The organism is Gordonia sp. SGD-V-85, assembly GCF_001456905.1.
Lineage (GTDB): Bacteria > Actinomycetota > Actinomycetes > Mycobacteriales > Mycobacteriaceae > Gordonia > Gordonia hongkongensis.
The window spans coordinates 106669-129731 of the sequence record NZ_LNQO01000011.1 but is presented as its reverse complement, the minus strand read 5'-3'; the positions used below and the strand labels follow the sequence as shown (position 1 = coordinate 129731).

Genomic DNA, 23063 nt, shown 5'->3' with positions numbered 1-23063 from the left:
GTGCGAAGAGCAGCTCGCCCGATCTCGATGCGATGAGGAAATGTCGATGACGAACGACTCGGTGGTTCTCGCCGACGCCGACGGCCGCCCGTGCGGCACCGCCGACCGCGAGGGGGTGCACGGACCGGACACCCCGCTGCACTTCGCCTTTTCGTGCCATCTCGTCGTCGACGGCCGCATCCTCATGACACGCCGGGCGTTGTCCAAGCGCAGCTGGCCCGGGGTGTGGACCAACTCGTTCTGCGGTCATCCGCGCCCCGGCGAGGACGTCGTCGACGCCGTGCACCGGTATGCCCGGCGCGAGCTCGGTATCGAGGTGGCCGATGTCCGCTGCATCCTGCCGGACTTCCGGTACCGGGCGGTCGACGCGAGCGGCATCGTGGAGAACGAGATCTGCCCGGTGTTCGTCGCACGTCCGCTGGGAACACTTCGACCGGATCCCGATGAGGTCGCCGAGCACGCCTGGGCCGACGTCGCCGACGTGTGGTCGCTCGTCGCGAACACCCCGTGGGCGGTCAGTCCGTGGTTCGTCGAGCAGGTGCGGCAGCTGCCGACCGACGACCCCGGTTCGGTCTACGACACCCATCCGGTGATGTCCCGGGCGTCGAATTCATGACGTCAGGCAATTGGCGTTCAGTCACCAGGTCGAGGAGCGGTCGGATGATGCACATTCCCGGTCACACTCAGGTGATCCCACCGCACCGGCGATACGACGAGGTCGCGGAAGCCTGTGCGGCGATGGTGATCAGGTCGTACTCGAGTTCGTTCGGACTCGCTTCGCGTCTGCTCACGCCGCGGATTCGGCGCGACGTCCAGAACATCTACGCGCTCGTGCGGGTGGCCGACGAGATCGTCGACGCCCCGCGCCCGGAGCAGGGGCTCGTCGACCGCAGCAATGAACTCGACCAGCTCGAGGAGCAGACCAGCGTCGCGCTCGTCACCGGGTCGAGCAGCAACCTCGTCGTCCACGCCTTCGCGCAGACCGCCCGCCGGGTCGGCATCGATCTTGATCTGGTCGGCCCGTTCTTCGACTCGATGCGCAGCGATCTGACCCAGGTCCAGCACGACTTCGAGTCGCTGGCCACCTACATCTACGGCTCGGCCGAGGTGGTCGGTCTGATGTGCCTGCGGGCGTTCCTCGCCGACGAGCCGAAATCCGCCGCCCAGTACGACCACCTCGCACCCGGCGCCCAACGGCTGGGCGCGGCCTTCCAGAAGATCAACTTCCTCCGCGACTTCGGCGAGGACAGCGACGGGCTGGGGCGGCGCTACCTGGTCGGCCTCGATCCCGACGATCCGGCGGACTCCGCCTGGTCGCTCTGGCTGGACGACATCGACCTCGACCTGACCGCCGCTGCGGCCGCCATCCCGCACCTGCCGGCGAGCAGCCGCGTCGCGGTGTGCACCGCGCACGACCTGTTCGCCGAGCTGACGGCCCGCCTTCGCGAGTCGTCGGCCACCGAGGCCCGCCGTACCCGCGTCCGCGTCCCGAACGCCGGGAAGGCGAAGATCGCGGCGGCCGCCGTCGCCCGCCGCGGTATGCCGCGACCCGCACGTGCCGACGCCGCCGGTCTGAACAGAAGGAAGAGCAACGTATGAGCGAGTCCCGACGCGTCGTCGTCATCGGTGGCGGAGTCGCCGGCCTGGCCACCGCCGCCCTCCTCGCCCACGACGGGCACGACGTCGAACTCGTGGAGAAGAACGACGACCTCGGTGGTCGGGCCGGTACCTGGGATCGCGACGGGTTCCGCTTCGACACCGGTCCGTCGTGGTGGTTGATGCCGGAGGTGTTCGACCATTTCTTCGAGATGCTCGGGACGTCGACCGCCGAGCAGCTCGATCTCGTCCGCCTCGACCCCGGTTACCGAGTGTTCTTCGACGACAACGGGTCCGACGAGAAGCCGATCGACGTGTTCGGTGACCAGGACCGGAACCGTGCGCTCTTCGACGAGATCGAGCCCGGCGCGGGAGCCGCACTCGACGACTATCTGCGCACCGGCAGGCAAGCGTATGACCTTGCCGTGGAACGGTTCCTGTACACCAGCTTCGACTCGCCACGTGCCTTCCTCGGCCTGCCGGTGTTGCGGCACGCGAAAACGCTTGTCACGCTGCTGACGACCTCGCTGCAGTCCTACATCGCGGCCCGCTTCACCGACCGCCGGCTCCGCCAGGTCCTCGGGTATCCGGCGGTGTTCCTCGGTTCCTCGCCCGAGCGCACCCCTGCGATGTATCACCTGATGAGCTGGCTCGACCTCGCCGACGGTGTGCGGTACCCCAACGGCGGCTTCACCACCCTGGTCGACGCGCTGGAGCGGGTTGCGCGGGAACGGGGCGTACGCATCTCCACCGGCACGGCCGCGACCGCCATCCTCACGCGGGAACGCGCTGGGAAGCGGTCCACGCCGTCGCGTCGTCGCGCCGAGGTGGCCGGCGTCCGCGTCGAAGGAGCCGACGGCACACCGCGAGAACTGGTCGCGGACATCGTGATCGGTGCCACCGATCTGCACCATCTCGAGACTCGGTTGCTGCCCCGGGAACTCCAGACCTTCCCCGAACGGTACTGGGACCGCGCCACCTCCGGCCCGGGGGCGGTGCTCGCACTCCTCGGCGTACGCGGTGAGATTCCCGAGTTGGCGCATCACTCCCTGTTCTTCACCGAGGACTGGAAGACCAACTTCGACGCCATCTTCGAGAGTCCCACGCGCGTACCGGACCCGGCGTCGCTCTATGTGTGCAAGCCGTCGGCCACCGACCCGTCGGTCGCGCCGTCGGACTCGGAGAACCTCTTCATCCTGGTGCCCGTCCCGCCCGACCCGGGTCTCGGCCGCGGCGGCGTGGACGGCGGCGGCGACCCCGACATCGAGAAGGTGACCGACCGGGCCATTGCGATGATCGGACAGTGGGCAGGTGTTCCCGACCTCGCCGATCGTGTCGTCGTCCGCCGCACCATCGGCCCCGCGGACTTCGTCGACTCGGTCAACTCGTGGTGCGGCGGAGCCCTCGGCCCGGCGCACACGCTGCGGCAGAGCGCGTTTCTGCGCTCGACGAACCGGTCACGCAAGGTCGACGGCCTCTTCTACGCCGGGTCGAGCACGCGTCCCGGCATCGGCCTGCCGATGTGCCTGATCAGCGCCGAACTCATCCGGAAGAAGCTCCGCGGCGACCGGTCGGTGGGGCCGATGCCGGTCGCGACACGCTGACCTGCGCCGGAAGGTTTGGAACGCAGATCATCCGGGTACGGTCGCGTGACAGGGCTCACAGCGAGCGGCGCGAAAGGTACCGGTGACATGGAGAAGGCACGGACGAATGCGTGGTGGCGCGGCCCGCGATGGACGTGGTCTCGTCAGCACCTGACCCCCGAAGAGCGCCGGAACCTCCAGGCCTCCCGTGTTCCGGTGGCGGTCGTGACGGCGTCGCTGGGTGGACATGCGTACAGCTATCGCGACCGGGTCTGATCTGACGCTTCGAGGTCCCACGACTCGCTGATCGCATCGTGGCGATGGTTGAGGCAGGTGCTCGATCACCGTACGGGCGAGCGCTACCTGCTCGAGGGATTTCCCGGGGCGGACTGGGCACGCAACGTCCGTGCGGCCGAGGGACGTGCCCAGCTGTCGGTGGGAGGGGAGATGAGCGATGTCCGCCTCGTCGAACTCTCGGCCGATCAGGCCGTTCCGGTGCTACGCGCCTGGCCGGAGCTGGCGGGCACCGACGGCCCGAAGATGATGAAGGACGCGGGAGTCGTCGACGACGTGACCCCGGAAGCCTTTGCTGCCGCGGCGGGCCGATGCGCCGTGTTCCGTATCGATCCGCGCTAAAGGCTCCGATGAGCAAGGCCCATCGGTCAGTGACTCACGGCCGGACCGATCAGCTCCGCCACGATCTTCGCCGACATGACCACGAGCGGCAGACCGCCGCCGGGATGCGACGATCCGCCGACGAGGTAGAGGCCCGGCACCGGGGAGGTGTTCGACGGCCGGAGGAACGCCGAGCGGGGTCCATTCGACGACGACCCGTAGATGGAGCCGCCCGGTGTCCTGGTCCGACGTTCGAGGTCGGCGGGCGAGACGATCAGACGGTGGCGCACGTGGCCGGTCACGTCGAGTCCACGATCGGCCATCACCTCGAGAATCTGGTCGGCGTAAGAGTCCGCCAAGCCCTTGGCGTCCCAGTCGACGCCGTGCTCGGGGTCGTGGCGGGGTGCGTTCACCAGCACGAACCACGCGCCGGTTCTCGGGGCGGGCACGATCTCGGGATCGGCGGGAGCCGAGATGTACACGGTCGGTCGAGCGACCGGACGCGGTGAGCCGCGGAATCCGAAGACCGCGTCGAACTCCTCGTCGTAGTCCTCGGCGAACAGCACCTGGTGGTGCGGCGCAGCGGGCGGATGGTCGAGGGCGAGGAGGAGGACGAACCCGGACAGCGACGGCGTCGTCCGTCGCAGCAGCGCCGCGGGCCGACGCGCGGCGCGACGCGGTACGAGACGGTCGTAGACCTGCTGGGCGTCGGCGTTCGCGACGACCAGATCGGCTGGGCGCCGGCTTCCGTCGGACAGCACCACGCCATCGGCCCGACCGGTGTGGTCCACGGAGATCCGGTCGACCTCGACACCGAGCTCGACCCGCCCGCCGAGTTCGATGAGACGGTCGTGCATCGCGGTGGCGATGCGGCCCAATCCGCCTCGTACATACCATGATCCGAATGCCTGCTCGGACCACGGCACGGACGCGAGCGCCGCCGGCGCGCGGCGCGGGTCGGAACCGGTGTAGGTCGCGTAGCGGTCCAGCAGCATCCGCAGGCGCGGGTCGTCGAGGTAATCCTCGCCGAGTCCACGCAGCGTTCTCCATGGCGCGACGGTCCGCACATCCGTCGGCGTGGCGATCCCGCCGATCATCGTGCGGATGCTCATCGGCGATTCCAGGAAGGGTTCGTGCGTGACGTCCCAGACACGTTGTGCGCGTTCCAGAAACGATGACCACTGAGCGCCTCGCCCACGCCCCAGTGCGGCGTCGAGGGCAGCGGGGATGTCGTCGAGCGTTCCGGGCATGTCCAGTTCGGTGCCGTCCGGGAAGCGGTAGCGCGCGGCGACGGGGAGCCGTTCGAGGGTCAGGTGGTCGTGGATCGACGCGCCCGTGGCGTCGAAGAGTTCTTCGAAGACGTGCGGCATCGTGACGAGCGACGGCCCGGTGTCGAAGATGAACCCGTCGTGCTCGATGACCCCGAGTTTGCCGCCGACATCGTCGAATTGCTCGAGAACGGTGACATCGTGACCGGTCGCGGCGAGGCGCATCGCGACGGAGAGTCCGCCGACGCCCGCGCCGATCACCACGACCCGCGTCATCGACGGACCTCGATGGGGCGTCCCTTCCAGTGCAGGTCGCCGCGCTGTCGGGCCAGCGTCGAATCGACTGCGAGACCGGTGAAGACGAGGATGGAGAGCGGATGGGCGAAGGCGTCCGGCCATCCGCGTCCGCCGGTGCAGCGTGCGGACACCACCCGTGAGGCCACCCCGGCCAGGTATCCGACGAGACCCGTCCGGGAGCCGAACAGTGCTGCTGCCGCGGGGAGTACGTACATCAGGCACAGCAGACCGGTGACGCCCAGCGTCCCGCCCGGAGACCCGAAGGCCGACCACAGCGACTTGCGGTAACCCGCGCGGACCTCGTCCCAGCCGCGGTACATACGGCAGGTGGCGACGTCGCTTCCCTCGGCCACGACGCCGCGACCGCCGGCCGCCTTGACGGCGCGCAACAGGGCGATGTCCTCGAGGACCACGTCGTGCACCGCCTCGTGACCGCCGGCACGACGGTACATCGCGGCATCGACGACCAGGAACTGACCGTTTGCGGCGGTGAGAGATTCGCGCGGTGAGCGCTCGGCGAGACCGAGGGGCAGGGTGCTCAGCCAGGACCACTGCAGCAGCGGTTGCACCAGTCGCTCGCCCGCGCCGACCGCGACCTGCCGGGGGTACGGGCTCACCAGATCGAGTCCGGCGTTGCGGAGCAAGGCGAACGATGAGGTGAACGCGTGGGGCTCGACCACGACGTCGGCGTCGAGGAAGACGTGGACCCCGCCGGGGAACGCCTTCTCCGCGAGTTGGGCGCAGGCCCAGGTCTTTCCGAGCCACCCGGGAGGAGGCGCCGAGCCGGGGTGGACACGAACCCGGTCGTCCATCGAGGCCAGGCGGGCGAGCACGGCGTCGGTTCCATCCGCCGAGCCGTCGTCGAGCACGTGGATCCGGGCCGGTCCTGGCCAGCGATCCGCCGCCTCGAGGACGGCCAGTAGGCAGCGTTCGGCGTTGTGCGCCTCGTCGCGCATCGGGATGAGAACCGACAGTGGTTCCGGCGCCGGGATGTCGGCGAGACCGGGCCGACGGACCCGGCGGGCGTTGTCGAGGGTCAGGGCCAGCGACGCCAGCGACATAGCGGTTCCCGTCGCGACCAGCGGCCGCAGCAGGTCAGACACCCGCACGGCGACCCCTGATCTCGACGACGAGCAGCGGGATGGCGATGACACCCATGAGGAGACCCCCTGTGAGGGCGACGGACGGACGGCCGAAGAACACCGCGTGCGCCATCACCGAGGAGAAGTAGGTCCACAGGTACGCGGTGACGGGCACGGCGTCCATCCCGGAAGACCCGGTCGCGTCGGGATCGTCGCGGCGGATGAGGAGGTCGAGCATGCCGACGATGAGAAACGAGACCAGCAGCCAGCCCGCGAAATTCGTCAGCGGGATGTCGGCGACCCCGGGCAGCGACGGCGTCGGGTACCGCCACACCCAGTTGCCCTGGTCGACCATCTGCGGATCGAGGAACACATCCCACGCCGTGAGTGCATAAGCACCCACGACGGCGGTGGCGGGCCCAACCCACCGTCCGGCGATGCCCATCGCACGGACGAGTCGTCGGGTCACGACCAGCGCGGGCCACGACATCATGATCCAGGCCAGCGGGACCAGGACCGGGACGCCGAGGACCTTCAGTCCCAGCCCGTCGGTGTACTCGTATGTGCCGAACGGGAACCCGGTGCTCACACCGACGGATTCGGCGATCAGCCCGCCACCACCGGCCACCACCGCGAGGGCGACCGCGGCGGCGGCGCCGCGGGTTGCGGCAACGTGGACGAGCGAGGCCGACGCCAGGAGCAGCACGCTCGCGACGGTCAGCGGCAGGGTGCCGCCACCGGTCAGCGGAAACGCGATCTGGACGCCGATCGTCGCCGCCAGCAGGATCCACGCCAGGGTGACCAGGCCGCGGTTCCAGGGCGCGGTGCCGTCGGTACGCCGCGATCGCGACGATTGGTCCGATCGGTGCGAAGTGGAGCCGTCCAGGAGACTCACGCCGGTCTCCCCTCATATGTGCCGACGACCTCGGTGACGGCGAAACGGGCGAACAATTCCTCGGCATACCAGCGCGACGGTGCGGTCCGCCGAACCGCCGACAGATGTGCGGGGGAGCGGTAGGCGAAGCCGGTGAGGTCCTGCGCCGAACTCCAGATCGAGAACGTGCCCTGCACCCCGAGCGGGAGTTCGCCGACGCCGAGGGCCAATCGATTGCCCTGTGCCCCGGCGAGTTCGGTCGCCACCGGCGGGACGGCACGCCAGAACGATGCCATCTTCGTGGGCCGGAGGCGTGCCCGGGTCAACGCGGCGACCGGGCCCGCCCAATCCGGTCCGGACGCGTCGTGGTCGGTCGACGATCGCACCGTCTCGAACGGGTCGACGCGCGACCAACGGCCCTTCGACCGGAGTGGTCGCATGGTGATCCGGAGTTCCTCCGTGCTGGACTCTCGCCATCGGCGGAACACGACGGAATCGCTTGCGGCCGAAGCAGCGTCGGCGTCGTGCCATACCGTCAACGCGGCCCAGTGTCTCAGGTCGGCGCTCTCGAGGGTGAACGTGCGTGCGGTGCCGGTGCCCAGCAGTTTGGCGAAACGCAGACCGGGAGTACGGCGCAGCACCCGTCGACCCGACGACATCCGGCCGAGCGCCGGTAGCACGCGGTCGACACCCCAGACGCGGAGTTCGACCGTCGGCCCGGCGGGAGCGGTCATGCGCGCCGCCACACGCAACGTTCGATGAGGGCGGTCAGTGCGTGCCGGCTCGCCGGGTCCATCGGAGCGGCGTCGACGATGCCGAGCGCTTCCGCGTGCAGGTCGGCGATACGCTGTTCCACTCGTTCGACGGCGCCGGTGGAGTACAGGACCTCACGCATCCGCGCGGCACCGTCGGCGTCGAGGTCCGGATTGCCAAGACCGTCGGCGAGCACGCGGCGCTCCATCCGTCCCGCCGATTCCTCGGCCGCCGCGATGAGCATCGTGCGCTTGCCTTCCCGTAGGTCGTCGATGGCGGGTTTGCCGGTGACCTTCTCGTCGCCGAAGACGCCCAGGATGTCGTCGCGGAGCTGGAAGGCCTCGCCGGCGGTGATGCCGATCCGATCGTATGCCTCGAGAAGCGCCGACGGGGCACCCGCGAGCGTGCCGCCCAGACGCAGCGGCTGACCGATCGTGTACCGCGCACTCTTGTAGCGCAGGACCCGTGCCGTGCGATCGGCGTCGGTGGTGTCCTCGGTCTGACTCAGCATGTCCAGGTACTGGCCCGCGTAGGCCTCGTCGCGCATCACCGACCAGGTGTCGCGGACCGCGCGTCGGATGTCCGCGGACACGTCGTCCACCGCGGCAGCGGCGAGGTCGTCGGACCAGGACAGGCACATGTCGCCGACGAGGATCGCGACGGCGGTGCCATGGCGCTCGGCGTCCCCACGGCGTCGGCCGCACAGATGATCGTCGGCGAAGTGCCGATGCACGGTGGGCAGGCCGCGCCGGACGTCGCTGTCGTCCATCACGTCGTCGTGCACGAGGGCGGCGAGATGGAACAGTTCGATGGCGGCCGCCATCTCGACGATGCCCGCGACGCTCCGACCACCGGCGGCGCCTCGGGCGCCCCAGAGGCAGAACGACGCGCGCAGGCGTTTACCTCCGCCGATCCGCGCCGAGAGGACATCGATCGCCGGCGTCAATTCCCCGCCGACCTGCTGCAAGGTGGTGGCGTGGCGACGAAAGTGCGCCGCCAGCACCTCTTCGACGAGTTCGAGATCCGTCGTCGAGGCGGTGATCGGGTGCAGATCGGGAGCCGGGGATGCCGACTGTGCAGGCGGCGCCGACGAGTCGGTCATCTCGGCGGTCGGTGTCATGACGGAGCCCTTCGAAAGTCCGGGGGAGCGGTCGGTTACCCCGTCTTCGGAGCCGCGATTGCGAGCGGATGGGTGACGGCGACATGTGGGCGTCGGCCACGCCGCGGCGTCGCGCCTGGGGTTTGCCGCACAGGAAACGCCGAACCACCGTCGATCGGTTGCCCATGTGTCCTGCCCGCCCCCGAAGGTCGGGAACGGGCAGGACCGTGTCGAGACGTCAGAAGAGCTGGTAGACCGTCGTTCCTCCGATGGTTGTGGCCGTGTAGTTGGCGGCGACCCACTCGGCGATCTCCGAGTTGCCGCCCGGACCGCCGCCGTCGTTGCCGAGGTAATAGGCGATCTTGCCGTCCTTGACGTAGGCGATGAACTGCTCGAGCGTGGGGGCCGGGTCCCCGCTCCATCCACCGATCGCCATGACGGAGGTGCCAGTGGCGATCTCGATCTCGGCGGCGGATTGCGACCCGTTGGTCGCGGCCGCCCACGTTGTCGTGGTTGCCCTCAGCGCGGCAACGAGTTCGGCGTTCGACGCGGTGTCGCCACCCGGGCCGCCCGTCATTCCGCTGCCGCCCTGCATGGCGGAGGGCGGGTTTCCCTGTTGGCCCGGGCGGGCGCCGGCCGGCTGGGCACCGGGCTGTCCGCCGTCCGCCCGACCCCCGGGGCCACTGCCCATGCCACCGCCGGGGCCGCCCATTCCGCCGCCATCGATCGAGGTCGACACCGCGGTCGGGATCGAGCCGTTGTGGGGGGTCGCCGCGGTTGCGATCGAGAACGCTGCCGTCCCGCCGAATCCGGCGAGCGAACCCGCGATGAGTGCCGCGGCAACCGCACGTCGCCACCCGCGTGCAGCACCGATGAGGAGGGCCACCACCGAGATCGAGGCGACCACGCCGATCAGCCAACGACACCAGGTCGGGCCGAAGTCGTTGCGGTTCAACAGGACAATCGACCACGCCGCGGCTGCACCGACCATCGCCGCCAGGGCGATCCTGGCCGCCCAGCGGTTGCGTCGACGCCAAGCGAGCACGCCGCCGAGTCCGATGACTGCGCCGATCGCCGGCGCCAGTGCCACCGTGTAGTACGGGTGGATCGTCCCGCTCATGAAGGAGAAGATCATGCCGGTGACCAGCAGCCAGCCGCCCCACGAGAGCACGGCTGCGGATTCCGTGCGTGCCAGACGGTGTTCGAAGCGGAAGACCGGGAAGCTGCACACCACCAGGTAGCCGGCGAAGAACAGCGCGATGAGTGCGGTCGGAAGCAACCAGGAGATCTCGTTGCCCATCTCGGAACCGAAGAGTCGGTCCAGCCCGGTGGACCCGCCGAAGGACCCGCCGGCCTGACCGCCGCCTCCTCCGCCGCCGCCGGAGGCACCACTGATGCGGCCGACGCCGTTGTAGCCGAGGACGAGGTCCATGAACGTGTTGTCCGTCGAACCACCGATATAAGGACGTGCCGATTCCGGCACGAGCATCGTGACCATCGGGAACCACAACGCGGAGACGAGCAATGCGGCGGTCGCACCGATGAGGTGGGCGATTCGTTTGCGCCACCCGGTCTTCGCGAACAGCAGGTAGGCGAGCCCGAAGAACGGCAGGATCAGCAGGCCCTGCAGCATCTTGGTGAGAAAGGCGAATCCCAGGGCGACGCCGACCAGGGCGAGCCACCGACCCGAGTTGGTGGCGACAGCCCGGGTCAGCGCGTACGCCGCGGCGACCATCAGCAACACCAGCAGTGCGTCCGGGTTGTTGAAACGGAACATCAACGCGGCCGCCGGGGTGAAGGCCAGCACGGCGCCGGCGATCAGGCCGGCCGCGGCACCCAGTTGGGGGTCGCGGATCGTCCGACGCATCGTCGCGTACAGGAGCCCGACCGCGGCCACGCCCATCAGCGCCTGGGGCGCCAGAACGGCCCACGAGTTCATCCCGAAGATGCGGACGCTGAGTCCGCTCACCCACAGTGAGGCCGGCGGCTTGTCGACGGTGATGAAGTTCGATGCGTCGAGTGCACCGAAGAACCAGGCCTTCCAACTCTGTGATCCGGCCTGCGCCGCAGCGGCGTAGAAGGTGTTGGCGTACCCGCTTGCGGACAGGTTCCACAGGTAGAGCACCGCGGTGACGGCCAGGAGTCCGACGAGGCCGAGCCGTCCCCACCATGGCCGGGCGGCGACGCGTCGTCGGTGCGCCGGGGCGGCGGGATCGGACGGCGACGGCGCCGGTGGTTTGTCCAGTACTGCGGTCATGGGTCCTCCTCAGATGATTCCTGTCCAGAGTCGACGCCTCCGCCACCGTCAGCCTGGAGATCGGCTGGCAGGTGGCTGTGAACGGTTTCGGGAACCCAGACGTAGCCTGAGTCGCATGGCTGTGGATGCAACGGTGCCCGTGGTGGCAGTCGGTCTCGTCGGTGGTTTCGCGGTCGCGCGCTACAGCGGGCGACGCGAACTCGGTGGTGTGGTGCTCGGCGCAGCCGGCGCCTGGTGCACTCGCCGGTGGGCGTCGACGAAGGGCCCCGCGGTCGCGGGCGGTCTGCTGGCCGGTTACCTGGCGGCGTTCGGCGGCTCGCACCCGCTGGCGAAGAAGATCGGCGCGTGGCCGTCGGTCGCGGCCGTGACCGTCGCCGCGGCGGGCGCCACTGCCGTCGCCACACGCTGAGCGGCGCGCCCCGGCAATACCGGCCGGACGCCCCGATGGCGGCACTACCATCACCACCCATGACCGCGGGATATGGGCGTGCACGGCAGAACGACATCTACACCGCCGGGGTGCACCGGCGAAAGCCGCGTGTACCAACGGATTTCGCCGAGCTCGAGCGACGTGCGAGACGTGCGATGTCGGCGCGTGCGTGGGCGTACATCGGCGGTGGTGCCGGTGAGGGACGCACCATGGCCGCCAACCGCGCGGCACTCGACCGCTGGGCGATCGTGCCGCGCATCCTGCGGGATGTCTCGCAGCGCAACCTCGAGGTCGAATTGTTCGGTCGCCGCATCACGGCGCCGGTGCTGTTCGCGCCGGTCGGCGCCGGTTCGCTCGCCGCGCCCGACGCCGACGCCCTCATCGGGCGTGCGGCCGCGGAACTCGGTGTCCCCTACATCTTGTCGAATCAGGCGAGCGTCTCGATGGAGGACGTCGCGGCCGCGATGGACGACACGAGCGCCGGGGCGCCGCGCTGGTTCCAGCTGTACTGGTCCACCGACGACGACCTCGTCGACAGCCTCCTGGAGCGCGCGGCGGCCATCCGCGCCGAGGCCGTCGTCGTCACCCTGGACACGACGATGCTCGGGTGGCGGCCGCAGGACCTGAACCTGGGTTCGCTGCCGTTCGCGCAGGGTGAGGGCATCGCCCAGTACACGTCCGACCGCAGGTTCGTCGACATCGTCGCCGAACGGCTACGTGGCGCTGCTGACGAACGTCCGGAGATCTCCCTCGGCGCGATCGCCACCCTCTTCTCCATCACCCGCAACGCCCCGGGCCGGTTCCTGCAGAACCTGCGGTCGCCGCAACCGCGTGCCGCGGTGCAGACCTTCCTCGACATCTACTCGCGACCGTCGCTGAACTGGGACGATCTTGCCGGCCTGCGCGCCCGCACCGCTCTTCCGATCGTGCTGAAGGGCGTGCTGCACCCCGACGATGCGCGTCGTGCCGTGGACGCCGGGGTGGACGGCATCATCGTCTCCAACCACGGCGGTCGGCAGGTCGACGGCGCGATCAGCACGATCGACGCCCTCGACGCCATCGCGCCGGTCGTCGACGGTCGCATCAAGGTCCTCGTCGACTCCGGGATCTACACCGGTTCCGACGTGTTCAAGGCGCTCGCCCTCGGGGCCGACGCCGCCTGCATCGGACGACCGCACATGTACGGCCTGGCGCTCGCGGGAGCCGACGGTGCCCGCGACGCGGTCGCCGACATCATCGCCGAACTCGACCTCACCCTCGGACTGTCCGGGCACACCGACGTCGCCGACCTCGACCGCGAGGCGCTGCGCCGGATGTAGGCCGTCTGGCGTCTGTTCGAGAGAGAGACCCACTGCTCCCTGAGCAGCGCCCGAAGCTTGCGGAGGGTGCGTCGCGAAGGGTCAGACCAGCGGCCGCCCGGTGCGCATGCGCCACCGGACGTCGGCGAGCAGGACGTTGAACGGAAAGCCGCGCACCCACCGCGGGGCCCGCGTGATGATCGCGCGCAGGACCGCGTTGTGCTTGTCGAAGTACAGCTCCTGCCACGGCGAGAGCTGGACGCGCATCTTGCGGCGGAAGTTCTCCGGCAGGAAGCCGATGGCCATGATCTCGAAATGCCAGCCGAAGAGCCGCGAGATCACCGGGCCGAGGAACTCGGCGCGCGCGATCGACATCAGGTACTCGCGGATGGTGTCGTCGATCTCGAGCGTCTCGACCGTGTCGTTCCAGTAGGTCTCGAAGTCCTCGCGGGTGGCGGGCCACATCTCGCGGGGGACCTGCAGCGTCGTGCCCAGAACGGCGCCGGCCTGATAGCGCTCGTCGGTCACCTCGGTGACCCCGCCGAAGATGCGATGGACGTCCTCGGTGCCTCGGTACAGACACGCGGCGACCCACAACTGCAGCTTCGGATCAAAGGCGTTGTACTTCACCGGGCTGTTGGCGGTCGAACGGACCTGCGCATGGGCCTTGCCGATGGCCTTGCGGTAGGCCTTCCGGTCTTTGGCGCTACCGAGTCCGGCGACGGCGAGGTAGCTCAACGTGGTGCGGCCGCGCTTCATCGGATGCTTGAACAGGTTTCCCGAGTCGACGCGGCTCTCGTACACGCCGTAACCGACCGCGGGGAGGCTGAGCTGCATGATCACGTTCGCCGCGCCCGCGATCACACCGATGCCGAGCGGGTCGAGGTCGCTGGTGGGGAGTGCATCGAGCTCTGCGCGGGACATACGGGCGGAGGAGGGGAGGAACTCGGTGTCGGGGCGCTCCGCGGTGAGAAACTCCTGCACTTCGGCGGTCACATCCGTCACCGGTTGTGCTGACAGTGCCGAACTTCCACTGGTGATAGGCTCCGTTGCCATCGAACACCCCTCCTGCTCGAATTCTGGAAACGTCTGTTTCCCGTTTTATGACACACCTAACTTACCGGGGTGTCAAGATAGGAATCATGGGACGAGCACCATCGACCCCGGACAGCCGTTCCGGTGCGGACTCCGACGCGGCCGGCACGCTTCGGGCCTATGGCGGCGAGGGCGGCGACACCCGGGTCGCGCGGCGTCGATCCGCCCTCATCGATGCAGGACTGGATCTGCTCGGCGCCGATGACGTGGGCGCGGTGACCGTGCGCGGCGTGTGCCGGCAGGCCGGACTCACCGCCCGGTACTTCTACGAGAGCTTCGAATCCGTCGATCAGCTGGTCGGCGTCATGTACGACGAGGTCATCGAAGAGATCGCGCAAGCCAGTCTGGCAGCCTTCTCCGAGGGGGCCAGCATGCGTGCGAAGGTCGCCGGTGCGGTGTCGGCGATCGTCGACGTCATCGACGCGGACCGCCGCAAAGGCAGGCTGCTGTTCTCGCAGGCGCTTCTGAGTCCGGTCATCGCGGCCAAGCGCATGGAGTCGACGACGTTGTTCGCCGGCCTCACCCTGCAGAGCACGTCGGCCATTCTCGACGTCCACGTCGGGCCGGCGGCAGCGGTCGGCGTTGCGCACTACCAGGTCGGCGGACTCAGCCGGTTGCTCGCGGCGTGGCTCGAGGGTGAGGTCGAACTCGGCAAGGCCGACGTGGTGGATCTGAGCATCGCGCTGCTCGTCTCACCCGCCGAGATGCTCGAGAAGAGTCTCTCGCGTCGCACCGGCGATGCGGAGTAGGTCCGCATGTCGGGATATGTTTGATGGCATGAGTGGCGGAACCGGCGAAGCAGACATCCGTCCGGCGACGCGGCCACTGGGCGGCTGGCGGGATTACGGCGAGCCCGAACTGCCGGTCCCGTTGGCGGCGGCGCTGGCGGCGTTCGCCGAACAGGGCTACCACGGGACCTCGGTCCGGGAGATCGCCGCGCGGGCCAATTTGTCGGTGCCAGGGCTCTATCACCACTACCCGTCGAAGCAGTCGTTGCTGCAGGGGCTCCTCGAACGCACGATGACCGACCTCCTGGCACGCTCGGAGGCCGCGATCGTCGAGGCAGGTCCCGAGCCGATTCGGCAGTTCGACGCCGTCGTCGAGTCGCTTCTGCGGTTCCACATGTATCGCCGCGAGCAGGCGTTCGTCGGTTCCACCGAGATCCGCAGCCTCGACGACAACTACCGGCCCACCTACATCGGACACCGGGACCGCCAGCAGCGGATGGTCGACGTGATCGTCTTCGCGGGCGTCGAAACGGGTGAGTTCACCACCGAGTACCCGAAAGATGCGGCGCGTGCCGTGGCCACCATGTGCGTCGGGGTGTCCACCTGGTTCAAGCTCGACGGTCTGCTGGGTCCGGACGAACTCATCGCGCGCAATCTCCAGATGGCCCGCGCGCTGGTCGGGTATCGCACACCCTGACGGCCGTCGCGCAGGGCGCCGTCTGCTGGGCCGCTTGACCCGGCGGGTATCGCCTGGCAAGGTATGCAACGCCGAGCGATCGATCGGTCGGTGTTCGGGGATCCCCACCCTGCTCATGCGTTAAGGAGTCACCATGCCCATAGACCTGCGGCACGACGACGACGTGCTCGACGTCGTCGCGAAGACCGAGGCCTTCGTCCGCGATTACGTCCTGCCCATCGAGGACGAGGCGGCCGGTGACATCACGGCGGCCGGTGGTGACGACATCCGTCGCGAGATGAACGCCAAGGCCAAGGAGGCAGGGGTCTTCGGCCCGCATGCCCCGGTCGAGTACGGCGGACTCGGTCTCAACATGTGCGACCGCGCGCCGGTGTTCGAGGCGGCCGGGTATTCCACGTTCGGTCCGATCGCGCTGCACATCGGCGCGCCAGACGAGGGCAATGTGCACATGCTCGCGCACATCGCGAGCGAGGATCAGCGGCAGAAGTACCTCGCCCCGCTGGCCGCCGGAGATGTCCGTTCGGCGTTCGCGATGACCGAACCGGCTCCGGGCGCCGGTTCGGATCCCAACGCGCTGCGCACGGAGGCCGTCCGTGTGGACGGCGGCTGGAAGATCAACGGCGACAAGCACTTCATCACCGGCGCCGACGGTGCGGGCTTCTTCATCATCATGGCGCGGACCTCGGGTGCGCCCGGTGACCGCGGCGGGGCCACCATGTTCCTCGCGCCCGCCGATGCGCCCGGGTTGACTGTCGGGCGCCACATCAACACGATCGACAAGGCGATGATCGGCGGTCACTGCGAGGTGACCTTCACCGACCTCTTCGTTCCCGACGAGGACATCCTCGGCGAGGTGAACGAGGGTTATCGCTACGCCCAGGTCCGGCTCGGGCCGGCTCGGATGACCCACGTGATGCGCTGGCTCGGCTCGGCGAAGCGCTGCCAGGACGTCGCCGTCGACTATGTCTCACGCCGTGAGGGATTCGGTGGCCGCCTCGGAGATCTGGGCATGATCCAACAACTCGTCGCCGACAACGAGATCGACCTCGCCGCGACTCGCGCGTTGCTGCTGAAGGCCTGCCACGAGCTCGATCTGGGCAACCACGCGTCGGACGAGACATCGATCGCGAAGACCTTTGCTGCCGAGGCGTATTCGCGGATCGCCGATCGCAGCATCCAGATGTGTGGCGGGCTCGGTGTGTCCGCCGACCTCCCGCTGGCCCGCCTGTCGCAGGAACTCCGGCCGTTCCGCATCTACGACGGCCCGTCCGAGGTCCACCGGTGGGCGATCGCCCGTCGCGCCGTCGGGCGTGCGAAGAAGGCCCAGCAGGCGCTCGAGGCGAAGGCATCGGCGGGTGCCCGATGACCGCCACGGACGCAGCACTCGACCAGGATCGCCTGCGCCGGTTGCTGATCGACAACGGAGTCGAGCCCGCAGGTGAGCTGACCATCGACCTCATCAGCGGCGGCAAGTCCAATCTCACCTACACGGTCACCGACGGCGTGACCACGTGGGTGGCGCGCCGACCGCCGACCGGCGGACTGACGCCGTCGGCTCACGACATGGGCCGTGAATGGGCGGTCACCAGTGCGCTGCAGTCGACGTCGGTCCCGGTTGCGCGGACCGTCGCTTTCGACGCCGACGGCTCGGTCATTGGTGCGCCGTGCACCGTGGTGGAGTTCGTGGACGGCCGCGTCGTCCGGACCGCGGAAGACCTCGACGCCTACTCAGACGACGAGGTCGCCCGCAATCTCGACGCCTTGGTGCAGACGTTGGCCGACCTGCACGCGGTGGACTATCGCGAGGTCGGGCTTGGCGAGTTCGGTCGGCCCGCGGGTTTCGCCGCCCGCCAGGTGAAACTGTGGGCGCGGCAGTGGGGGCACGTGAAGACGCGTGAACTCCCCGACGTCGAGCGTCTCGTCGACGCGCTCGCCGCGCGAGTTCCGAAGCAGGCGCGAGAGTCGGTGGTGCACGGTGACTTCCGGGTCGACAACACGATCATCGACGCCGACGACCCGGCCCGGATCGCGGCGGTCGTCGACTGGGAGATGTCGACCCTCGGAGATCCGCTCACCGATGTCGCGCTGATGTGCGTCTACCGCACCGGCGCCTTCGACCAGGTTCTCGGCTTCTCCGCGGCCTGGACCAGTGACCGTTATGCGTCGGTCGACGAGATCGCTCAGAAGTATTCGACCGCAACGGGTGTCGACCTGGGTGACTGGGACTTCTACCTGGGGTTGGCGAACCTGAAGCTCGGCGTGATCGCCGAGGGGATCACCTACCGCGCACTCTCGGGGGCGTCGTCGGGCGACGGCGCCGAAAAGGCTGCCGAGGCGACGGCGGCGTTCATCGCCGACGGCCTAGGCCACATCAGCTGATCGAGCAACGGCGTCAACAGAACACAGTCGCGCGGTGCGCGCACCGAAGGGGGTAGGCAATGAGTGAATCGGACAACAATCGTTCTGCGCTGGTGACCGGGGCGTCGAGGGGGATCGGTGCGGCCATCGCCGACCGGTTCGCCGCCGACGGCTGGGACCTGACCATCAGTGCCCGTGGTCGAGAAGCGTTGGAGAAGAAGGCGGCCGAGCTTCTCGAGCGTGGCGCCGGGCGGGTGGAGGTCGTCCCCGCCGACATGACCGACGCCGACGCCATCAGCGCGCTCGGTACGGCTCATGCGGAGGCATTCGGGCGGTTCGACGCGCTGATCGTCAACGCCGGGATGGGCTCGAAGGGGGCGATCGCCGACCTCCCGGTGAAGCGATTCGACCGGCTGTATGAAGTGAATGTCCGCGCTCCCTACATCCTCCTTCAGTCCGCGCTGCCCGCCCTGCGCGCCACCGCAGAGGCCCATGGGGCCGCGAAAGTCATTGCCGTGGCGTCGATCACCGGCGTCTATCCGGAGCCGGAGCTGTCCGCCTACGGTGCCACCAAGGCGGCGCTCATCTCGTTGTGCGAGACGTTCAATCTCGAGGAGTCACGCAGCGGGGTCAGCGCGACGACGATCGCACCGGGCTACGTCAACACCGACATGACCGACTGGCTCAAAGACCGCATTCCTGCCGACGAGATGATCACGGCCGACGACATCGCGGTGATCGCCCACTCGATCACCCAGCTGTCGCGGTACGCGGTGCTTCCGAACGTTGTCATCACCCGACCCGGCGAGAACCTGCACCGGGCGTAGGTTTTGAGCCGCACTGCTCCCTGAGGTGTGAGCGGAGCGAGCCTCGAAGGGTCACCGGAAGGTCGCGATCCCGCCGTCGCGGTCCGACAGGTGACCGTGCTCGTTGAACGACACCACCGAGACGCCGCTGCGTCCGACGATCAGTTTGCTGATCGACGCGTTGACCATCGTGCGGGCCATCGCCGGCCAGGTCTCGTCGGGGATGCCCCACAACTGGGCGATCCACTGGGTGATGGTGCCGGCCGAGGACACCACGAGCACCGTCTGACCCGACCCGGCGAGCTCGGTGGCGCGGGCGGCCGCGTCGGAGACGCGCGCCTTGAACTGGGGGTAGCTCTCGGCGGGGCCGCCGTCGAGGCCAGGAGCTGCGTCGTGCTCGCCGGCCGCTATCCAGGCCGCGAGCCCCTTGTCGAGCTGTTCCTGGTAGCTGCGGCCGTCGCGATACATCTCCGGCGTGGCCTCGCCGACCAGTGCGGGCAGTGAGTACTCGTTCCACCCCGGGTCGACGTGCGGCTGAGGTCGACCGGTGTCGAAAGCCCCCAGCACGCCGCTCAGCGTCTGCTGCTGGCGCGGGAGGTCGCCACTGGCGGCTGCGGTGAAGGTGCCGATCTGCCCGGCGAGGAATCCACCGGACAGCGCGGCCTGTGTGGCCCCGGCCGTGGTGAGACCGCCGGGTCCGTTGCTCAGATCGTCGGTGGCGTCGGCGATGCCATACGCCAATGCGTTCGCCTGACCATGACGAACCAGATAGATCACACCCATTCCTGCACCCTATGTCGGCTTCGATGAGTTCGAGGCGTCGGGCCGGTCAGTATCAGCGACCCCGAGATGTCTGGAGTGCGCCCGTGACGCCGATGCTGTTCGTCAACCTGCCCGTCGTAGACGTCGCGCGGTCTCGTCGGTTCTTCGGATCGCTCGGCTTCCACTTCGACGAGATCTTCTGCGATGCCGGGAGCGCGTGCATGATGATCAACGACTCGGCGATGGTCGTGCTCATGCAGCGACGACGATTCGCCGGCTACGCGGCCACCGCAGTCGCCGACCCACTGCAGGGCCGCGAGTCGTTGCTGGCCATTTCCGCTGACAGCCGCGCACACGCCGACCGGCTCGCCGAAGCGGCACTCGGTTGCGGCGGCCGGGAACTCCGCGCAGCCGAGGACCTGGGCTTCATGTACTGCCGCAGTTTCTGTGACCCGGACGGTCATGCCTGGGAGATCGTGTGGATGGACCCCTCGCAGATCCCGAAGACCGCTGACGACTGATCGGCGCCGCGCGAACCGGACGGTCTCAGTGCCAGGGGCTCGGCGACGTGCGTGCCGGTGCGTCGTACGGGGTCGCCGGCAGACCGAAGCGTGCGAAATCGCTCTCCATGTCGTCGCTGAAGAAGGCGACGACATGGCTGACCTTGGCTGTCTGCGGGTCGATCTCGAGCACCTGGAGCTGGAACGGTCGGTGGACGCCGTCCGGTTCGCGCATGTACAGCCCGTAGGCCGGCTGCCCGTTGGCTGTCGTGGGCAGCATGATCTGATCGCCCGCCTTCTCGGCCGGACAGTTGCAACGGATGAGGGTTCCGATGCTCTCTGCGCCCTGGTACCAGCCGGTGAAGGGCGGCATCTCCCAGATCGCCTTGTCGGTGAAGAGCTCCACCATCGCGTCGACGTCGTAGCGTTCGAAGGCCGACACGTAGCGGGCCAGCAGCTCGCGCTTGGCGGCGTCGTCGAGTGTCGTCGCGGCGTCGACTCCGACCGAATCCTGCTGCGGGTGTGCGGTCTTGACCTGCTCGCGGGCCCGCTGCAGCAAACTGTTCACGGTGGCGGTGGTGACACCGATGGTGTCGGCGACCTCGGCGGCGCGCCACTGCAGCACGTCGCGGAGGACGAGGACTGCGCGCTGCCGTTCGGGTAGATGCTGCAGTGCCGCGATGAACGCCAGCCGTACCGACTCGCGGGCGCCGACCACGTACGCGGGGTCCGCGTCGTCGCCGGGCGCGATCTCGTCGGCCGTGCCGGCATACGGCTCGAGCCAGGGCACCTCGTGGTTCTGCAGCAGGTCGTCGGTCGGGTCGAAGGCGTCGCCACCGAGGCCGGAGGGGAGGGGGCGTCGTTGTGAACTCTGCAGAGCGGTCAGACACGTGTTGGTAGCGATCTTGTGCAACCACGTGCGCACGGACGCCCGATGGTCGAACTTCCCGTAGCCCTTCCATGCGCGGAGGAAGGTCTCCTGGGCTAGATCCTCGGCGTCGTGGTGGGACCCCGTCATCCGGTAGCAGTGCGCGATGATCTCGCGGCGGAACGGCTCGCTGACCTCGAGAAACTCGGTGTCGGTCGCGACGCTGGACTCAGCCGCGGGGCTGGTTGTGGTCATGCTCACAATTTACCGGGGTGCACCGACAGGCTCGACCCGAGTGGCCAAGCCGACCACGGTCCGCTTCTCCATCGGTTCGCAGGTCGAGTGACCGGACGCCGGACGAGTTCGGATCAGGCTGAGTGCAACCCCTGTCCGCGTCGCGCCACGGGCCTATTCTCGCCGGTGGACGCGTGTGCGACCGGTCGTCGGTGCCCGTGACCAGGGGTGGGACGGGCTTGCCGGTACGGGGCCGCGTTGCTAGCTTGATCCGCATGACAAGTGCCGACCACAGGCTCACGGAGGTCACCTACGTGACCACCGCGCTGGGCTGTCGTCTGCCGCTTGCACGCGTTCTCTGTTGTAGTCGTCGAATGCGCTGACCGACCCCCGCCGAGTCAATCTCCTCCCCGGGGCGTCGCTTCTCGAGTCTCTTCTCAGAGCACCAGCTTCCGGCTTCCGCCCCGCGATGCGCGGGGTCTTTCGACGAGGACGATCATGACCGCCACACTGCCCGAACTCTCCACCCGTACTTTGCGCAACGCCCCCGCCTCTCCTGTCCGGCGTCAGCCGGTCACCCGCGCGGTGCGTCGTGCTCCTCAGGGCACGCGCCAGCCCGTACCGTTGACTTCCGTACCGCCGACTCGGACCCCGGGTCCGGTCGCCGACCGACGCGGACCAGTGAAGGGGGACCAGCGGGTGCACGTCGCAACGCCGCGCCTGGAGTTGTCGACCAAACCCGCGGCGCTCGTCCTCCGGGCCGCCCGGTTGTCCGGCCCGCTGTTCCGCGACGATGCGGCCGAGCGCACCGGGCTCAGCATCTCCACGGTCAATCGCCAGGTCAGTGCGCTGTTGAAGGCGGGATTGATCCGCGAACGGGCCGACCTTGCGCCCTCGGGCGCCATCGGGCGGCCGCGGTTGCCCTTCGAGGTCAACATCTCCGAGTTCCTCACCCTCGGTATCCACATCGGATACAAGGTCACCGCGATCACCACCCATGACCTGCTGCATCGCGTCGTCGGGGCCATCCAGATCCCTACCCCGCATGCCGATTCACCGGAAGAAGCACTCACCGCCATCGGTGTCAGCGCACGGCGTTTCGCCGAGCGCTGGACGGGCCGGCGGGTGCTGTGGGTCGGTGTCGCGCTCGGTGGGCGCGTGGCCGACGGCGGGATCGTCGACCATCCCCGGCTCGGCTGGGAGGGCGCACAGGTCGGCCGGACGATCGCCGAGGCCGTCGGACTGCCGGTGTCGGTTGCGTCCCACGTCGAGGCCATGGCAGCCGCCGAACTCGTGCTCAACCCCGACGACCAGCAGTCGAGCTTCCTGTACTTCTACGCGCGCGAGATGCTCGGCATCGCGTTCAGCGTCGGCGGGACCGTGCACACGCCGACCGCGGGACCGCCGGTGATCGGTCACTTCCCGACCGGATCGACCACGTTGCTCGACCCGAACCGGACGGGGCGCCTGGAGCCCGCGGTGAGCGACACCGGTGTCGTGGAAGCTGCACGCGCACTCGGCCTCTCGGTAGCCGATGTGGAAGATGTCCACGCCCTGGCCCGCAGCGGTGACCTCACGGCACGTCGTCTGCTCGAAGAGCGGGCGGAGGTGCTCGGACGTACGGTCGGGCTGATCGCCGACATCTTCAATCCCGATCACATCATCCTCGGCGGACAGGCGTTCACCGATTACGCGGCCGGCCTGCCGACGGTCGCGAAGGCCGTGCGCAAGACCTCGATCGTGAGCAAACGGGATGTGCGCGTGTCACATTCGGGAGCGACCGTGCAGCAGCAGGCCGCCGGCGCGGTGTCTCTCGACGCGATATACAGCGACCCGCTGCAAGCAATCACGTTGACTGCCTGA

General features: G+C 68.8%; 23 protein-coding genes. 14 read left to right on the top strand and 9 right to left on the bottom strand.

The window, feature by feature from the left end; all coding sequences use genetic code 11:
- Positions 1 to 46 precede the first annotated feature (46 nt).
- From idi to AS181_RS14625, 5 genes are all read left to right on the top strand, one after another.
- Positions 47 to 616: an isopentenyl-diphosphate Delta-isomerase gene (gene idi / locus AS181_RS14640; protein ID WP_058252326.1), complete on the top strand. Its 570-nt coding sequence runs from the start codon at positions 47 to 49 to the stop codon at positions 614 to 616.
- Between the two features lie 44 nt (positions 617 to 660).
- Positions 661 to 1599: a phytoene/squalene synthase family protein gene (locus AS181_RS14635; RefSeq protein ID WP_058252290.1), complete on the top strand. Its 939-nt coding sequence runs from the start codon at positions 661 to 663 to the stop codon at positions 1597 to 1599.
- Complete coding sequence (crtI, locus tag AS181_RS14630) at positions 1596 to 3200, top strand: phytoene desaturase family protein (RefSeq protein ID WP_058252289.1); 1605 nt, start codon at positions 1596 to 1598, stop codon at positions 3198 to 3200. The genes AS181_RS14635 and crtI overlap by 4 nt, the downstream gene beginning before the upstream one ends.
- An 87-nt stretch (positions 3201 to 3287) precedes the next feature.
- On the top strand, positions 3288 to 3455 hold the full coding sequence (locus AS181_RS24955; RefSeq protein WP_156422435.1) for a hypothetical protein: 168 nt from the start codon (positions 3288 to 3290) through the stop codon (positions 3453 to 3455).
- Positions 3456 to 3512: 57 nt separating this feature from the next.
- Positions 3513 to 3815, top strand: coding sequence for a hypothetical protein (locus AS181_RS14625; protein ID WP_231742446.1), 303 nt, complete (start codon positions 3513 to 3515; stop codon positions 3813 to 3815).
- A gap of 26 nt (positions 3816 to 3841) precedes the next feature.
- Here the strand turns inward: AS181_RS14625 and AS181_RS14620 are convergent, their stop codons facing one another.
- From AS181_RS14620 to AS181_RS14595, 6 genes are all read right to left on the bottom strand, one after another.
- Complete coding sequence (locus AS181_RS14620; RefSeq protein ID WP_058252288.1) at positions 3842 to 5338, bottom strand: phytoene desaturase family protein; 1497 nt, start codon at positions 5336 to 5338, stop codon at positions 3842 to 3844.
- Positions 5335 to 6468, bottom strand: coding sequence for a glycosyltransferase (locus AS181_RS14615; RefSeq protein ID WP_058252287.1), 1134 nt, complete (start codon positions 6466 to 6468; stop codon positions 5335 to 5337). The genes AS181_RS14620 and AS181_RS14615 overlap by 4 nt, the downstream gene beginning before the upstream one ends.
- Positions 6455 to 7336, bottom strand: coding sequence for a carotenoid biosynthesis protein (locus tag AS181_RS14610; RefSeq protein WP_058252286.1), 882 nt, complete (start codon positions 7334 to 7336; stop codon positions 6455 to 6457). The genes AS181_RS14615 and AS181_RS14610 overlap by 14 nt, the downstream gene beginning before the upstream one ends.
- Positions 7333 to 8049, bottom strand: coding sequence for a hypothetical protein (locus AS181_RS14605; protein ID WP_058252325.1), 717 nt, complete (start codon positions 8047 to 8049; stop codon positions 7333 to 7335). Before AS181_RS14605 ends, AS181_RS14610 begins: the two co-directional genes overlap by 4 nt.
- A complete protein-coding gene (locus AS181_RS14600) occupies positions 8046 to 9188 on the bottom strand; it encodes a polyprenyl synthetase family protein (RefSeq protein WP_058252285.1) in 1143 nt (380 codons plus the stop codon). The genes AS181_RS14605 and AS181_RS14600 overlap by 4 nt, the downstream gene beginning before the upstream one ends.
- 217 nt (positions 9189 to 9405) lie before the next feature.
- Positions 9406 to 11424, bottom strand: coding sequence for an ArnT family glycosyltransferase (locus tag AS181_RS14595; protein WP_058252284.1), 2019 nt, complete (start codon positions 11422 to 11424; stop codon positions 9406 to 9408).
- A 115-nt stretch (positions 11425 to 11539) separates the two neighbouring features.
- Between AS181_RS14595 and AS181_RS14590 the strand changes: the two genes are divergently transcribed.
- Positions 11540 to 11833, top strand: a complete 294-nt coding sequence (locus tag AS181_RS14590; RefSeq protein WP_171011687.1) for a hypothetical protein — start codon at positions 11540 to 11542, stop codon at positions 11831 to 11833.
- 59 nt (positions 11834 to 11892) lie between these two features.
- On the top strand, positions 11893 to 13173 hold the full coding sequence (locus AS181_RS14585; RefSeq protein ID WP_058252283.1) for an alpha-hydroxy-acid oxidizing protein: 1281 nt from the start codon (positions 11893 to 11895) through the stop codon (positions 13171 to 13173).
- Between the two features lie 81 nt (positions 13174 to 13254).
- Here the strand turns inward: AS181_RS14585 and AS181_RS14580 are convergent, their stop codons facing one another.
- Entirely contained in the window at positions 13255 to 14208 is a 954-nt protein-coding gene (locus tag AS181_RS14580; RefSeq protein WP_058252282.1) for an oxygenase MpaB family protein, read from the bottom strand.
- A gap of 86 nt (positions 14209 to 14294) precedes the next feature.
- Between AS181_RS14580 and AS181_RS14575 the strand changes: the two genes are divergently transcribed.
- The 5 genes from AS181_RS14575 (at position 14295) to AS181_RS14555 (ending at position 18857) form a co-directional block, all read left to right on the top strand.
- Positions 14295 to 14996 (top strand): TetR/AcrR family transcriptional regulator, encoded by a 702-nt coding sequence (locus AS181_RS14575; RefSeq protein ID WP_058252281.1) that lies wholly within the window; start codon positions 14295 to 14297, stop codon positions 14994 to 14996.
- 28 nt (positions 14997 to 15024) lie between these two features.
- A complete protein-coding gene (locus AS181_RS14570) occupies positions 15025 to 15672 on the top strand; it encodes a TetR/AcrR family transcriptional regulator (RefSeq protein ID WP_171011686.1) in 648 nt (215 codons plus the stop codon).
- Between the two features lie 133 nt (positions 15673 to 15805).
- Entirely contained in the window at positions 15806 to 17038 is a 1233-nt protein-coding gene (locus AS181_RS14565) for an acyl-CoA dehydrogenase family protein (protein ID WP_058252279.1), read from the top strand.
- Entirely contained in the window at positions 17035 to 18051 is a 1017-nt protein-coding gene (locus AS181_RS14560; protein WP_058252278.1) for a phosphotransferase family protein, read from the top strand. Before AS181_RS14565 ends, AS181_RS14560 begins: the two co-directional genes overlap by 4 nt.
- Before the next feature lie 59 nt (positions 18052 to 18110).
- Complete coding sequence (locus AS181_RS14555) at positions 18111 to 18857, top strand: SDR family NAD(P)-dependent oxidoreductase (RefSeq protein WP_058252277.1); 747 nt, start codon at positions 18111 to 18113, stop codon at positions 18855 to 18857.
- A 51-nt stretch (positions 18858 to 18908) separates the two neighbouring features.
- Here AS181_RS14555 and AS181_RS14550 read toward each other — a convergent pair whose 3' ends face one another.
- Positions 18909 to 19619, bottom strand: coding sequence for a histidine phosphatase family protein (locus AS181_RS14550; protein ID WP_058252276.1), 711 nt, complete (start codon positions 19617 to 19619; stop codon positions 18909 to 18911).
- An 83-nt stretch (positions 19620 to 19702) separates the two neighbouring features.
- Between AS181_RS14550 and AS181_RS14545 the strand changes: the two genes are divergently transcribed.
- Positions 19703 to 20119 carry a VOC family protein gene (locus tag AS181_RS14545; RefSeq protein WP_058252275.1) on the top strand — a complete coding sequence of 139 codons (417 nt, stop codon included), beginning with the start codon at positions 19703 to 19705 and terminating at the stop codon, positions 20117 to 20119.
- 25 nt (positions 20120 to 20144) lie between these two features.
- Here the strand turns inward: AS181_RS14545 and AS181_RS14540 are convergent, their stop codons facing one another.
- Positions 20145 to 21221 carry a sigma-70 family RNA polymerase sigma factor gene (locus AS181_RS14540; protein ID WP_058252274.1) on the bottom strand — a complete coding sequence of 359 codons (1077 nt, stop codon included), beginning with the start codon at positions 21219 to 21221 and terminating at the stop codon, positions 20145 to 20147.
- A 678-nt stretch (positions 21222 to 21899) separates the two neighbouring features.
- Between AS181_RS14540 and AS181_RS14535 the strand changes: the two genes are divergently transcribed.
- On the top strand, positions 21900 to 23063 hold the full coding sequence (locus AS181_RS14535) for an ROK family transcriptional regulator (RefSeq protein ID WP_058252323.1): 1164 nt from the start codon (positions 21900 to 21902) through the stop codon (positions 23061 to 23063).

What these genes read in the sequence shown, in the direction of transcription:
- idi (WP_058252326.1), top strand. Translation starts at nt 47, where the DNA reads ATGACGAACGACTCGGTGGTTCTCGCCGACGCCGACGGCCGCCCGTGC.
- AS181_RS14605 (WP_058252325.1), bottom strand. Translation starts at nt 8,049, where the DNA reads ATGACCGCTCCCGCCGGGCCGACGGTCGAACTCCGCGTCTGGGGTGTC.
- AS181_RS14540 (WP_058252274.1), bottom strand. Translation starts at nt 21,221, where the DNA reads ATGACCACAACCAGCCCCGCGGCTGAGTCCAGCGTCGCGACCGACACC.
- AS181_RS14550 (WP_058252276.1), bottom strand. Translation starts at nt 19,619, where the DNA reads ATGGGTGTGATCTATCTGGTTCGTCATGGTCAGGCGAACGCATTGGCG.
- AS181_RS14575 (WP_058252281.1), top strand. Translation starts at nt 14,295, where the DNA reads ATGGGACGAGCACCATCGACCCCGGACAGCCGTTCCGGTGCGGACTCC.
- AS181_RS14570 (WP_171011686.1), top strand. Translation starts at nt 15,025, where the DNA reads ATGAGTGGCGGAACCGGCGAAGCAGACATCCGTCCGGCGACGCGGCCA.
- AS181_RS14600 (WP_058252285.1), bottom strand. Translation starts at nt 9,188, where the DNA reads ATGACACCGACCGCCGAGATGACCGACTCGTCGGCGCCGCCTGCACAG.
- AS181_RS14590 (WP_171011687.1), top strand. Translation starts at nt 11,540, where the DNA reads ATGGCTGTGGATGCAACGGTGCCCGTGGTGGCAGTCGGTCTCGTCGGT.
- AS181_RS14620 (WP_058252288.1), bottom strand. Translation starts at nt 5,338, where the DNA reads ATGACGCGGGTCGTGGTGATCGGCGCGGGCGTCGGCGGACTCTCCGTC.
- AS181_RS14580 (WP_058252282.1), bottom strand. Translation starts at nt 14,208, where the DNA reads ATGGCAACGGAGCCTATCACCAGTGGAAGTTCGGCACTGTCAGCACAA.
- crtI (WP_058252289.1), top strand. Translation starts at nt 1,596, where the DNA reads ATGAGCGAGTCCCGACGCGTCGTCGTCATCGGTGGCGGAGTCGCCGGC.
- AS181_RS14595 (WP_058252284.1), bottom strand. Translation starts at nt 11,424, where the DNA reads ATGACCGCAGTACTGGACAAACCACCGGCGCCGTCGCCGTCCGATCCC.
- AS181_RS14555 (WP_058252277.1), top strand. Translation starts at nt 18,111, where the DNA reads ATGAGTGAATCGGACAACAATCGTTCTGCGCTGGTGACCGGGGCGTCG.
- AS181_RS14565 (WP_058252279.1), top strand. Translation starts at nt 15,806, where the DNA reads ATGCCCATAGACCTGCGGCACGACGACGACGTGCTCGACGTCGTCGCG.
- AS181_RS24955 (WP_156422435.1), top strand. Translation starts at nt 3,288, where the DNA reads ATGGAGAAGGCACGGACGAATGCGTGGTGGCGCGGCCCGCGATGGACG.
- AS181_RS14560 (WP_058252278.1), top strand. Translation starts at nt 17,035, where the DNA reads ATGACCGCCACGGACGCAGCACTCGACCAGGATCGCCTGCGCCGGTTG.
- AS181_RS14635 (WP_058252290.1), top strand. Translation starts at nt 661, where the DNA reads ATGATGCACATTCCCGGTCACACTCAGGTGATCCCACCGCACCGGCGA.
- AS181_RS14585 (WP_058252283.1), top strand. Translation starts at nt 11,893, where the DNA reads ATGACCGCGGGATATGGGCGTGCACGGCAGAACGACATCTACACCGCC.